A 13,560-nucleotide genomic window follows, 5' to 3' on the forward strand; every position below is an offset into this window, starting at 1 on the left:
TCTCCTGATTACTTCGAGATACCAAAGAATTTCTTGAACGGATCCCAGAGTGTGGTGCCCTGTACCTGTCCCTGCATTGCATTCTTGAGCGAGTTGCTCACCGCTTTTTGGGCATCGCTGTGCTGAATGATATTACGGAGATCCTGCACAATATCGCCACTCTCTTTGAGCATATCCTTACTCAGCTTGTCCTTCACCTGAGAGAGGGACATGTCCTTCCCGTAATCGGTCATGTGGGTATCATATTTCCCGAATCCCGGTATTTTACCATTGAATTTGTCGGTTACCTTGCCGGCAAACAAATCCAGCGCCTTGTCAGTGGCCGCTTCGACAACGCCTGTTTTGAACCCCTCCCCGAGTCCTTTGCCATCCGCGTAACTCTGGCTCATATTTTTGCCGATCGTCTTTGTCGCAGCATAGATATTCTTGATCCTGCTTCCTGCGCCGGGCGAGAGGGTGGCGCCTATGTCGATCGCGATATCTGCGGCCTTTTCCACAGCCGTGAGTCCTTTCACCGCATAATCCAGTTTATTGGCATAGTTGCCCCACTTTTCCGCTTCGGCCGAATTTTTTGCCATCTCTGCAAGGATCTCCGCTTTCCTTGCCTCCTGCGCAGGAGTGAGGATCCGTTTTCCGGTTTGTGGGTCGATGGGAGGTCCTGCTTTTGCCGCCTCCGCTGCCGCCTTGGCCTTTGCCGCTGCTTCTGCCGCTTTTGCTTTTGCGGCTGCTGCTGCCGCAGCCATGTCCTCTTTCTGCTTCTTCATGGCGGCCAAAACCTCATCCAGCTGTTTTTGCTCCTCAGGGGTTGTCTTGTAGGGTCCCGCGGGGGGTTCCGGAGGAGTTTCAGGGGGTGCCGTGGGTGTAATCGGGGGTGGTACGATTGGACCCGGGGGTGTCAAAGGCCCGGGAGGGGATGGTGGCTGGACCCCGGCTCCGCCAGCAGCTCCACCCTGTAACAGAGTCTGCAGGATGATGGGGCCATTGACAAACGATGCAAGAATTGTTGCTACCAGCCCGGCCATGACTTCAGCATACCCGTCAGTCCGGAGACAGTCCTGGGCATTTAGCGGATCGCTTGAACAGTCATCGGCCATAACCGGTATAACGAGCAGGGAAACCAGCATAGCCGAGAAGATGATCATGGCAGCTCCGGAACCTGTGCGTGGGAAAGATTGTTTGCCCTGTGCGATCTGCGGGTCCCGCGTGACGGCGTAGGCCACCAGGGTTCCTACTACCATATTTGCCTGCATCAGGGGATACTGGCTGATCTGGAAGATGTTGTAGAGTATCCATGCCGTCAGGAACGGGGCTGCAATACCCAGCCCTATCAAAAGAACCCGGGAAATTTTTTTCCGGTGCGGCTGGAGAGGCAGGAGTATCTTATCGATATCTGCCCGAAACCATACCAGTACCACCGGAATTGCGATCATCAGGAGAGGGGTGATGAGATCGAATCCTTCCCGACCGCTCCGTATTCCCCCGTAGATGAACCAGAGGATGGCTGCAACAACCCCGCCGAGGATGGATAGGAGATCCCACCATTTCTGCGGCCGCTTTGCGAGCGGGACATCCTTTGAAATTTTTTTGAATTCGTCAACGGACATCAGCGAGGACGTGAACTCGTTGAAATCCTTTGCTGATTTCTGGGGGGCTCCTGCTCCGGCTGCCGTACCCGGCCCGGATATCCCCGGGGGCGTTCCCGGCTGCCACGCCGACCCGGTCCAGAATATCCAGCCTTCCCCGGAAGGATTGGGCTGCCAGATCGTTCCCCGGGCATCGGTCACCTGCAGGCTGGTTAAGGCTTTTGCGAACACCATCCTTTGTTCCTGGCAACAAAGTTAAATCAGGTTGTTTCACTGTGGTATTCACTAATATTTCAGTATATTGAAAATCCGGAGAGATAAAAAAAGAGGTTATAAAAATGATTTCAGGGGATCTTGGCCCCACACTGGGGGCAGAACATCTTCCCTTGATGGATGGCTGTACCGCACGAAGGGCAGAACTTGTTTTTATCAGTCGCCACGGCGGGTTGATGGGCAGCGGGAGCTGATTGGGCTTCTACCGGTATACTTATTACCTCATGATCCGACAGGATTTTTCCCACAAGGTCCAGCAGTTCAGCAGGAGTAATGCATTTGACAGTGATTTCTTCTGCATGTCCTTCGAGATAAAGCACATCATTCACACCAGCCTGCAGCGACAAGAACGTCCCGCCCCACATTGTGTTCTTCGGATCGAGTTTTCCCGTTTCTAAAACAACGAAACTGTCCATAATCAGGAACCTGCTGGTTATCGCGTAAAGGGCAGCGCTGAGCGAATACCGGGTACCCTTGCAAAGAACCATTCCTTTCCCGGCCAGGGTCTTAAGCCCGCCCTCGATTTGTTCAGGCGTGGGTATAGATTCAAGAATGATCCGGGACTGAAGGACAAATTCGAGCGACTGGAAATTCTTTTTCGGGTTGTTTACCTGTTCTGTTATGGCGGGAAGATCGAACCCGGCATTTTGGGGATCCAAACCGTCGGCAAGTCCATGGAGAAGAGTACGCCGTTCAAGGTCCATGAGAGCAAAGAGTGCAAGAGCTTCTGACTGGGTAAATTCCCCGTTAAAGGTTGTACTGGAAAGGATGCTGTGACCGATATTCTGATCTACGAGAGTGAATGCCGCAGTAACTTCCATGGGGTCGTGCACAACATACTGGCTGCCATTATGGACCAGAGAGACAGGATTTGACCGGTCAGTCGGGAAAAACACGATAAATTCAAAAATATTCTCCCCGGCACTGAATTTCAGCCTTGCAAAGCTGCGGGTGTGCGCCAGCGTATCCAGTGCATGCTGGTATTCCGGTTTAATCTTTCCTGATGCATCGGTAATCCCGGCGGAGTGTATCCGTGCAATCATGTCTCCGGTTACCGGCAGCCCTTTACTCCTGAAAAGGGAAAGCGGACTTTTCTCTCCCGGTAAGATCGATCCTATCGCTTCAAACAGGTCTTCTTCAATTGTAAACGTGGTTTTGTCACTCATGATTTCTCCATCCTTTCTCTAATCCATTCGATATTTGCGAAATCCATCATTTGCCGATAAAGGTGTCTTTGAGTGCGTCGGTGCCATAACCCGGCCCCCATCCTTTCAGCCAGCCTTTTGCTGCGTTCCCTATCCCCCGTGCAGCAATCTCTCCCTTGTTCCCACCGATTAAATTCTTGAGTGCCAGGGGATCCGGATTAACTTTTATGTCGTTGTTGAGCCAGTTAATGAACTTCCCGGCATTTCCACTGGTACCAAGTTTCTCACCCAGTTTTCCAAATCCCTTATCCACAATTTTGTCACCGATAAGATCAACAGCGGTATTTCCAATCCCTTTTGCCAGGTGTGAGGTATAATTTCCACCTTCCGCCATGCCTTCCCCCAGACCTTCGCCAAGATTTGTTCCGACTTTATAGGCCTTGGCGATAGATTTGCCGGCAGGACCGGTGATTTGGCCGAGAAAATCAATGGTTTTATCACTACCATACTTAATCCATTCAGCACCCGAAGTCAGTGTGTTCATATCGCCCGCATGGCTGTGGAGCATCTCGGCGCGAAACTGGTCTGTTTTATGCATGCTTTCCAGGATTTTCCTATACTCTTTTTTGAATTTGAGAGTCTCCGGCGATTTATAATTTTTCAGAGCCGCCATTTCCTTAGCATAGGCATCCATCTTTTCAAGGGTATCAGCCGCTTCCTTTGCCCGCTGTTCTGTCATCCATGCCTGGTTTGCCTGGTACTGCTCCCGGGCCTTGTCCAGGCCTTCCATGTTCACCAGGGTACCTTCTTCCGATACCCAGTTCCCGTCAGCCCCAAGAGTGGCTGTGCGGCGCTGGCCCCGGTGGTCAATAAACTCCCGTTCGTCTCCCACATACGGTCCTTCCGGGGGTGCCGGTGGCTGGACTCCCGCTGTTCCCGCTGCTCCCGCTGCACCCTGGAGCAATCCCTGGAGAATGATCGGCCCGTTTATGAGCGTGGCAAGAATGGTAGTGATAAAGCCTGCCATCACCTCGGCATACCCGTTCGTCCTCAGGCAGTCCTGGGCATTGAGCGGGTCCCGGGCGCAGTCATCTGCCATAACCGGAGCAATGACGCACGAGCAAAGCATGATAACAAAGATGATCATGGCGGTTCCCGCAAGGGGTCCTTTTTTGGATAGGACACTTCCCAATTGCGGGTCCCGGGTTATGATATAGGCCGCAAAGGTCCCGACAACCATGTTTGCCTGCATCAGGGGATACTGGCTGATATGGATGATGTTATAGAGTATCCACGCGGTAAGAAACGGGGTGGCGATACCCAGCCCGATTAAAATAATCTTGGAAATTTTTTTCCGGTGGGGCTGGAGGGGCAAGAGGATCTGATCGATATCCGCCCGGAACCATACCAGGATTATTGGAATCGCGATCATCAGGAGAGGGGTTATAAGGTCGAGTCCTTCCCTGCTGCTCCGGATTCCCCCATATAAGAACCAGATGACAGCAGCTACAACTCCGCCAAGGATGGAGAGGAGATCCCACCATTTCTGCGGCCGTTTTGCGAGCGGGACATCCTTTGAAATTTTTTTGAATTCGTCAACGGACATCAGCGAGGACTTGAACTCGTTGAAATCCTTTGCTGATTTCTGGGGAGCACCTGCTCCGGCTGCCATACCCGACCCGGATATCCCCGGGGGCGTTCCCGGCTGCCACGCAGACCCGGTCCAGAATATCCAGCCTTCCCCGGAAGGATTGGGCTGCCAGATCGTTCCCCGGGCATCGGTCACCTGCAGGCTGGTTAAGGCTTTTGCGAACCAACCGGGCGGAGAATTGTATCCGTTTCTGTTCTGCTTCGTTAAAATCCATGGAATTTTCCTCATTATCTGACACGGGATGGTATCTTTTGGATATATTCTCGTCTTATTTGCTCCTTTTTCAGGATAGGGTTTTATCTCACTATCAGTTAAAAAAATGTTGTATTGCCCCTGAATTGACAGTATCCGAATAGTTAAAAAACAACGGGATTTTATCTTTTCTGTTGAGTAGTACCTGCCGCGGTAATACACGTTACCCCATCACAACATCCGATGATATCCGCGTCAGCCCGCCATTGGTGCCCAGCCAGTAGACCCCATCCGGGTCCTCTGTCATCGTCTTGACCTCATAGCCCGCGAGCCCTTCCTTCTCTGTCAGGATCTTCCAGGTACCAGTATCATGCACAGCAATCCCGTCATACTCGGACCCGAACCAGATCCGCCCATGGGTATCCTCAAAGACCGAGCGGGTGGACTCGCCGGCAAGCCCATCTGCCCGGGTCAGGTTCATCCAGACCCCGTCAGAATAGCGGGCTGCACCGCCGTTCCGGGAATAGCCGGTGGCAGCCCAGATGGAACCATCACGTACTTCGGTCAGCGCCCGTACCGCCGGGTGAGGGAGACCGTCACTGACAGTATACTGGTGCCACGAAGTCCCGTTCAGCCGGTAGAGTGCTCCATGCATCACGGCACCGCAGCCGACCCAGAGATCACCGGATCTGGGGGCGAGGAGTACGTCAGCAGAAGCGATCGCAGGCATGCCCCCGGGTCGAAGGCTTACCCACCCGCTGCCATTGTTTACAAAAACATCGGTCTCTGTACCGACAACCATGGTCCCGTCCTTACGTTCAGCAAGACTCAACACTTTTGTAAAGGGAATCCCGGGGCCCGGGGCAATGATCTCCCACGATGCATGGGTGAATTTCACCAGCCCCCCGTCATGGCCGATCCAGATACTGCCGGTATGATCCCGGAAGATCTGCCGGACATAGCTCGTGGGCGGGGCTCCGTCAGGAAGGGGGAGACGGGAGTTATTCGTGCGGCTAATGAGAATAATTCCGTCTTTCCCGCCGGTCCAAAGCGTATCGTTATCGATGAGGAGGGTGGAGACTTCCGCTGGGGGGCGGATGATCTCCCAGCCGGGGGGAGTGCTCTTGACCTGCACGTATCCCAGGGCTGCCTGGAGGATGAGGACAACCACAACAATGATCAGGATCCCGGCGAGCAGGTGGCCCGCATTCACGATCAGGTTCCGGTATTTTTTCTCGGGCATGGTATCTGTTCACCGGAGGACCAGGCCCCTGTCGAACCGGATGATGGTATCGGCAACCGTTGTTGCCTCGTATTCATCATGAGTCACGTAGAGCATGCTGGAACCGTCAGCACGGACCGATTCTGCGATAAGGTTGAGAAGATCATCCCGCAGCGGGCGGTCCAGGTTGGTTAAGGGTTCATCGAACAACAGCGTTTCCGGCCGGGGTGCAAGGGCCCGTGCAAGGGCTACCCGCCGGGCTTCCCCACCGGAGATTTGATCCGGGTACCTGTCCCGCAGGTTAGAAATTCCCATCCGGACAAGGAGGGTATCGAGCTGCTGCTTTTGCTCTTCTTCCGGCAATCCATCGAGGGCAAAGAGAATATTTTTCGCAACGGTCATATGCGGCCAGAGGGCAGCAGACTGGAAGACAAAACCAATCCTGCGCTCCGAAGGGGGAACAAACATGTCCGGGCTGCTGACCATCCTGCCATTCATGGAGATCGTACCTTCATCCGGCATCTCCAGGCCCGCAATCAGACGCAGGAGAGTTGTCTTGCCGCTGCCCGAGGGCCCGAGAATGGCAATATGTGCATGGTCCGGAATTTCTAAGGAAACATGGTCTACAGCAGTGTGATTCCCGAATGTTTTGGAGACATCTTCAAGGACGATCATTCTCTTTTCCTCCCATCTGTTTCAGGGGCTCTGCCCGGTCCGCGGTACAACCAGTAAAGGGCAGCAATCGTGCACGCACCTGCCATCAGGGTAAGTATCGTAATCAGGAGGCATAAGCCTGCCACTTCCCCGGCCGCCCCGTAATGGAGATAATTGTAGATCCGCATCGTGAGCGTGCCATGACCGGGCGGGGCTACGACCAGCGTTGCCCCCAGCTCTGCCAGCGTCAGCGCCGCAAGGATTCCCGCGGCAACAAGAAGCCCGGGGGCATAGAGGGGGAGACGGATCTGCAGCCATGTCTCAAGACGGCTCCGGGAAAAAACTGCGGCAGCGTCAAAGAGGATCGGATCGATGAACCGCAGCTGGACAAAGAGGATGATGGCTGCAAAGGGGGCGAACCGTGCAACCGATACGAGGACGGGCATGAGCAGACCCGGGTACAGCATCGAGAGGCCGGGTGTATTCCAGAACAGGATCATGCCGATACCGGTCAAGGAGGCAGGTATTGCAAGAGGGAGAAGAACAAGGATCCATGCCACGGCCCCGCGGAGACCCGGTTGTCTCAGCTCATAGGCAGCAGCCAGTGCCAGGGGTAAGGAGATGAGAATGACACCGGCTGCGATCAGCAGGCTGTAGGTCAATTCCCCCTGCGCCATGGCAACAGAGCGGGTAAAGGTTGACAGGGTGCCGGTCGTGAGGATGAGACCGGAGAAGAGGACTAGGATCTGGAGGCCGATGATCCCGCAGGCAATGGCCTGCAACCCGACAAAGAACCGGGGGAAGCGGGGGGCAGTACCGAACCGGGCCGACAACCAGTCCGGGGTCTGGGCAAGGGTGCGGATTCCCGAGCGGCAGGCAATCATAACGATAATCGTGACGACCATGAGGGGCAGGGCATAGAGAGATGCCAGGGCTGAACTCCCGGTGGCACTGAACTGGGCAAAGATATCCAGGGCATAGACATCGGCCCCGAAAAGAGAGGGAACCGAATAGTCAGAACAGCAGATCAAAAACAGAAACCCAAACGCTGCACCCAGCGCCGGTGCCGATAGTGGCAGCAGGATCTTAAAAAAGGCATCCATATCCGACCGGAAGACCCGTCCGGCCTCGACCAGGTGGAAGTCAACCGATGCAAATGCAATCCAGGAAAGGAGCGTGGCTAACGGGAGCAGCGCCATGAACTCCACCCAGTAGCTGATGCCCCAGCCGGTAACCGGCACACCGGGCATAAACCCGGTCACGTACCCGAGAAGGGAAGACCAGGTGAGGGCGTGGATATAGGGGGGAATTGCGGCAAGGGCCAGCATTGCAAGGAGCACAACAACAAGGATCTTACGGGAAGCCCGCCAGAGAAGAGAGACGAGAAGTACTCCGGTCACGATTCCGGAGAATGCCACTGCTGCGGCAAGACCGATGCTTGCAACAAGGAGCCCCGACCTCCGGGGCGAGAGGAGAAAGGGGGTGGAGAGATCGAGATTTCCTTTCAGGGCGGCATATAAGAGATCAACCCCCAGCCCGATTAATGGGCAGGTGATCAGCAGGAAAAACATGCCCAGCACGAGTGCATACATGCACTGTTGTGGTGTCAGCAGTCCTCTGATTTTCTGGAAAAAAAGGCGGGGGGTTGCCATACAGGTTATCGGATGAAAATCTCAATGAGGTCTTTCTGGGTTGCCGGTATGCCGGTGTAGACATCCTGGTACGATATATCCATTACTTTTATCCCGGTGGTGTTCATGCAGGCAGTCTTTGTCGGGACATCGCGGCTCGGGATCTGGATCCACCCGGAGGAGACCAGCGAGTCCTCGGTCTTCCGGTCCAGCACGTAATCAATGAAGGTTTTTGCCTCTGACGGGTGCGGAGATCCCGCAATCATGGCAATGGTGTTGGGAATCACCAGGGTTCCCATCTCCCCGGGTTGCTGGTCGGGGACAATGATCACAACAGGTTTCCCCCTTTCTACCGCACCACACGCATCATCGGTATCGGTCAGGCCAAAGGCGAGCTGGCCATCGGCCACGAGATCGCGGACAACCGAGTTGCCGTCAACGACCCGGACCTGCCGCTGGCTCATCGTAGTAAAGAAGTCCCGGGCTTTTTTTGTTCCAAGGTAACTGTAGAGAGCTGCTGCATGGGTGGCGGCAGTCCCGAACATCGGGTAAGCGATCCCGACCGTGTTGCCCGGGTACCGGGAATCAAGCATGTCATTTACGGAGTGAGGGTACTGATCCGGGGTGAGTTTGTCCGTATTGACGATGAAGACCCGTGCCCTGCCGCCAAAACCGGTCCAGTAATCCTCTGGATCCCTGAACTGCCGGGGGAGGTCTGCGGCTGAAGGGGAGGAATACGCAGCAAGAATACTCTCATTTTTCAAGAGAAGGGTCTGGCCGAACTCCCCGCTCCAGAAGACATCGGCCTGCGGCCGGTTCCGCTCGGCGATCAGGCGGTTGACAAGCCCGGTTGTCTTGGTGGCTTCCACATCATACACAGGAAGGACGGTGATACCAGTCTGGTTTTCAAAATCGCGGAAAACCGGTTCGGAGTAGACCTGATCAACAGAGGTATAGACGACGACGGTCTTTTTCGGGCCGGTTTTCTGATCGTTTTGAAAAAGGACCAGTGCTGCAACAAGAATCACTGCAAGCACGACAATGACGGCAAGTATCTGAAACGATCGGGTTTTATTCATTCATGTACCCCAACAGGAAGATAGTGAAATCTCATCATCCACTTTTAAAAATCATCTTATTTTACTTTGTTTTTGTTCATCTGCTTCTGAACAGCAACCCGTTGCCAGCCCGTACCGGATACACCGGCAGGAATTATGGAAAGAACAGGGGGCGTTGTGCCCACCTACAGGGTGCCTCATTGCGGGTTGAAAGCAATCGCTGAATCGATCGCTGAATTCCCCGCTACCTTCCGGTACGCCTCAATCCCGGTAAACGGCCGCTTAGCAATAACCGCCGCCACCTTCTTCTTCCCGATACCCGGCAGCCACTTCATCGCAGAAGCAGGAAGTAAGTTGATCTCCACAGGCACGGGCAATGCGGTGATTGAACGCATGCCCCAGTCCACGACCACCATATCGGTAACGGTATTCCGGGGCAGTTTGAGCGGGACACCGACAAGGATCGGGTAGGACCCCAGCTGACGCCCGAACGAGAGATCACCGACAACTTCGATCCGGACATCGCGGAGCACGGTACCAATAGGGAACACCCGCTGGAGCATCGGGAGGTCAATCTTGTTCCGGACAAATTCCTTGAATGCCCGGAACCGCTGCTCGTATTTGCCGAGCGTATTGTTCGTGTACACGGGCGTGCCTTCAAAGGGCATCACCTGCCGGATATTAACCCTCCGGACAGACAGGCCGGCATCCCTCACCCGGACAAGGAACTGTTCGTTTAACGCGTAGGTATTCTCTGTCTCGCCCGCAAGCCCGCAGACACAGTTGATTCCCGGCAGGAGCTCGGGCACATTGTCCCTTCGCATGCCCCCCTCTTCATTCACGATCTCAATCGCCCGGAACACTTCATCGGCCTGCGCCTTGAGATTGTTTGCCGCAATCACTGCCGGATCGGCAGTCTCCATGCCAAACGCAGCCACATCCCCGGACGTGTGATGGCGGACGATCGCCCGGAGCGCCTCACGGCCCGCCTCCTCGTGCCGGGCAATGGTGGCCGGGTTCGTATTGTCGATGTGGAGTGTTTTTAATTCAGGAGCAGCGGTGCGGATCGATGAGAAGAGCTGGTCGAGCAGTTCCGGCCGGGGGGCGGGATACTCGCCGGCTCCCGCACCATAGGCAAGAATATCCGGCTGCCGTCCGACCCGGAAGTGCCGGGCACCATGGGAATGGAGTGCGGCAACTTCTGCTGCAATTCCCGCGATGCTGCGGTACTTCGGCTGGCCATAGAATGGCTCGGTGCAGAACGAGCAGCCCCCGGTCGCCCCGTGCGAGCAGCCTCGGGCGGTCTCCAGTTCGCACATAACATACGGGTAATCGGGATGCTGGGTAATGATCGTACTGCCCGATATGCTCCACGGGTCCGTGCGGGTATAGTCGAGCACCCCGGCCGGTTCGTTCCCGCCAAGAAAATTGTCCAGCGCAATGGCCGGTTCACCGGTGAGCAGGGCATCGAACCCGCTGATCACCTGCCGGATCGCTTTCTGCCCCCCCTCCGCGGCATAACCAAAACCAATCGGCCCGCCGATCAGTTTCTTCGGGCCGCGTACCATGTGGCCGACCTGCTGGATCTCGGTTAAGGTGGCGGGTGTGCCGCCCAGATATTTACCGGGCACCGTAACACCGGCAATCACGACAAGCAGGTCTGCCCGGTTCAATTCAGCGGTCCGCAGGGGGTCGAGGCGGAGCTGGTCGATGGTGAGATACAGTACCACGTAACCGTGGGCGATCAATGCCCCGGCCACTGTCCGGATGTACGGCGAGACATAGGGGGGAACGCCAAGACACGCCGGTTCATCCACGTACCCGTCAAGGATGACTGCCACGGGACTCATACGTTGTGACCGAGCAGGGCGAGAAGTTTTCTGGCCCAGAAAAGTTTCCCGCGTTTCACCGGTTCAACATCCTGATCATCGAGATCGAAGCCGATGAGCGTGACCTTTTCAGCGCCGAGTTCGTCAGCGGCAAAAACAGCCCGGTCGCCATCGGAAAAACCCCCGAAGTTGTGGACGTGGGGGAGCGGGATGCTCTGCGTTGTTCCGACCAGCGGGCCTTTAAACCGGGGCACCCAGTGCTTCAGCAGGGCGATATTATCGCCATGCGCATGCACGACCACGATTGTCCCCTCTTCATTCAATGCAAGGAGCCGGTCGCTCGCACCGTCGAGATCCGTGAAGACGGCATCCGGACGGATGTCATGGGCATCGAGCACATCGGCAGCCGCATCAGCAGCAAAGACCACGCCCTGGATCTTGTCCAGCTCGTCTTTCAGGCAGGGGGCATTGCCGCAGACCGTCACCGGTTTGTCATAGGCCAGTGAAGCAAGCGAGAGCAGGTTATCGCGGGGCAGGAGCGATGCGAGCAGCCGGGCTGCTTCTTCGTCGCCTGCACGATCGAACCCGAAGTATTCCAGGATCTCGCAGTAGTGCGGTTCCCAGTCCTTAAACTGCATTTTTCTTATCCTCGTTCTCCAGCCCGACAAGGTTCTTGAACTTCTCAAGAATCGGTTCGATCACGAGTTTCAGGAGTTCTTCCTTGTTCTCGACCTGGTTAAAGAAGTGGAGCGGAAGGGCTGCTGCTGCCATGTTCGGGTGACCGCCGGCATCGCCCATCTCCCCGAACGCCTCAGACAGGGCATTGCCGACGTGCAGCCGGATGTCACGGTTGCGGGCGGAGATTACAATCGCGTTGTCGGTGATACCATAGACCAGTGCCGTGTTCACTCCTTCGAGCGTGATGAGGATATCAGCAGCCTGCGGGAGGGCATCCCGGTTCATCACAAAACCGACATTGGAGAAGAGGTACCCGCTCTGGATCTTTCGTTCCTGGATCGCCTTTCCGATCACGTCAAGCGTTTCCTGCGACATGGAAGGCGACATAATCTTGTCAAGCAGGTCTGCATCCGTGAGCGGCAGTAAAAAACCGGCATAGTTGAGATCCTGCGGAGTGACGTTGCGCTTGAACTCCTTGGTGTCCGTGCGGATACCATAGAGCAGGGCGGTTGCCACGCGTTTGTCCACCGGCACGTCCAGCTCCTGCAGGTACTGGGTCATGATGCTGGCAGTGGCACCGACCCCGGGCCGGATATCGACAAACGTGCTCTGGGTTGCGATATGCTTGCCATCCTTGTGGTGGTCGATGACGATGTTGATGTTCGTCTGGGGGGGAATATCGTTGTTGGCGCCCGGGCCCGAACAGTCAACGAGTGCGAGGAAGTTGCACTGCTGCATGGCTTCTGCGGTCAGGTGCTCCATCTTGATGTCGAGCAGGTTGACAAACGTGCGGTTCTCCTGGTGGCCGATGTTGCCTTCGTAGAAGATCCGGGTGGTGAGGCTTTTCGGGTTGGCCCGTTTGGCAATTTCAGCAAGTGCCAGTGCCGAAGAGATCGCATCAGGGTCGGGATTCTTGTGGGTGATGATCCCTAAGGTGCCCTCCCAACCGGAAAGCAGGGTAAAAAGCCGCTGGGAGATCCGGCTGGAGTGTTGTTTTTTTATCTGGAGAATCGCCGAGCGGGCGACTACTTCCTGCGGGTACAGGACGAACTCGGCACCGGCCTCGGTGAGCTTCTGGCCATTGACCGGGTCGACCGATCGGGCAACGACCTGCACGGCGGGATACCGCTTCTTGATCGCCAGGACGGCAGCGAGATTGGCATCCCCGTCGCCGGTCATCACGAACGCGATCTCAAACGGGGGAAGGCCCACCAGCATATCGGACGAAGTGATATCGCGCTGGTAGGCATCGAAGTTCTGGTCGCGGAGATGGCGCACCCGGGACTCGTCCTTGTCGACGACCATCACGCGCTCCTGCTCTTTTACGAGTTCCACTATGATATTGTAACCGTTCGTGCCACAGCCGAAAATACAATATTTTGTTGGTCCCGGCTGTTCAAACGGGGCTGGTTCGGGCATGTAACAGAAGATGTACTATTCTAGGGTATTAAGGAATTCTTTGCGTGGGTATACAAAACCTTTATTCGGCATTATCGACCACATTATTAGGTCTAACAGGCTTGGGTCTGTAGCTTAGTTCGGCATAGCGGCGGACTCTTAATCCGCAGGTCAAGGGTTCAAATCCCTTCAGGCCCGTTTTCTCATTGTTTTTTTGACAGGGGACCTGTTGTATTTCCGGCCGTA

General features: G+C 55.5%; 10 protein-coding genes and 1 tRNA gene. 1 reads left to right on the plus strand and 10 read right to left on the minus strand.

The annotated features are described in order from the left end of the window. Nucleotides 1–8: 8 nt before the first annotated feature. From CVV30_11990 to CVV30_12035, 10 genes are all read right to left on the minus strand, one after another. A complete protein-coding gene (locus CVV30_11990; protein PKL68057.1) occupies nucleotides 9–1,817 on the minus strand; it encodes a hypothetical protein in 1,809 nt (602 codons plus the stop codon). Nucleotides 1,818–1,927: 110 nt separating this feature from the next. After that, on the minus strand, nucleotides 1,928–3,022 hold the full coding sequence (locus CVV30_11995) for a hypothetical protein (protein PKL68058.1): 1,095 nt from the start codon (nucleotides 3,020–3,022) through the stop codon (nucleotides 1,928–1,930). 46 nt (nucleotides 3,023–3,068) lie between these two features. Continuing rightward, a complete protein-coding gene (locus tag CVV30_12000; GenBank protein ID PKL68059.1) occupies nucleotides 3,069–4,880 on the minus strand; it encodes a hypothetical protein in 1,812 nt (603 codons plus the stop codon). 187 nt (nucleotides 4,881–5,067) lie between these two features. Next, a complete protein-coding gene (locus CVV30_12005) occupies nucleotides 5,068–6,087 on the minus strand; it encodes a hypothetical protein (GenBank protein PKL68060.1) in 1,020 nt (339 codons plus the stop codon). A gap of 9 nt (nucleotides 6,088–6,096) precedes the next feature. Continuing rightward, entirely contained in the window at nucleotides 6,097–6,741 is a 645-nt protein-coding gene (locus tag CVV30_12010; protein PKL68061.1) for an ABC transporter, read from the minus strand. Further along, nucleotides 6,738–8,372 (minus strand): hypothetical protein, encoded by a 1,635-nt coding sequence (locus CVV30_12015; protein ID PKL68062.1) that lies wholly within the window; start codon nucleotides 8,370–8,372, stop codon nucleotides 6,738–6,740. Before CVV30_12015 ends, CVV30_12010 begins: the two co-directional genes overlap by 4 nt. A gap of 5 nt (nucleotides 8,373–8,377) precedes the next feature. Then, entirely contained in the window at nucleotides 8,378–9,430 is a 1,053-nt protein-coding gene (locus CVV30_12020; protein ID PKL68063.1) for an ABC transporter substrate-binding protein, read from the minus strand. 176 nt (nucleotides 9,431–9,606) lie between these two features. Beyond that, a complete protein-coding gene (locus tag CVV30_12025) occupies nucleotides 9,607–11,259 on the minus strand; it encodes a radical SAM protein (protein ID PKL68064.1) in 1,653 nt (550 codons plus the stop codon). Next, a complete protein-coding gene (locus CVV30_12030) occupies nucleotides 11,256–11,876 on the minus strand; it encodes a hypothetical protein (GenBank protein ID PKL68065.1) in 621 nt (206 codons plus the stop codon). The genes CVV30_12025 and CVV30_12030 overlap by 4 nt, the downstream gene beginning before the upstream one ends. Next, nucleotides 11,866–13,335, minus strand: a complete 1,470-nt coding sequence (locus tag CVV30_12035; GenBank protein PKL68066.1) for a potassium transporter TrkA — start codon at nucleotides 13,333–13,335, stop codon at nucleotides 11,866–11,868. The genes CVV30_12030 and CVV30_12035 overlap by 11 nt, the downstream gene beginning before the upstream one ends. A gap of 103 nt (nucleotides 13,336–13,438) precedes the next feature. Between CVV30_12035 and CVV30_12040 the strand changes: the two genes are divergently transcribed. After that, nucleotides 13,439–13,512: transfer RNA gene (locus tag CVV30_12040), tRNA-Lys, on the plus strand. Nucleotides 13,513–13,560: the final 48 nt, after the last annotated feature.

Source organism: Methanomicrobiales archaeon HGW-Methanomicrobiales-1, from assembly GCA_002839675.1.
Lineage (GTDB): Archaea > Halobacteriota > Methanomicrobia > Methanomicrobiales > Methanospirillaceae > Methanoregula.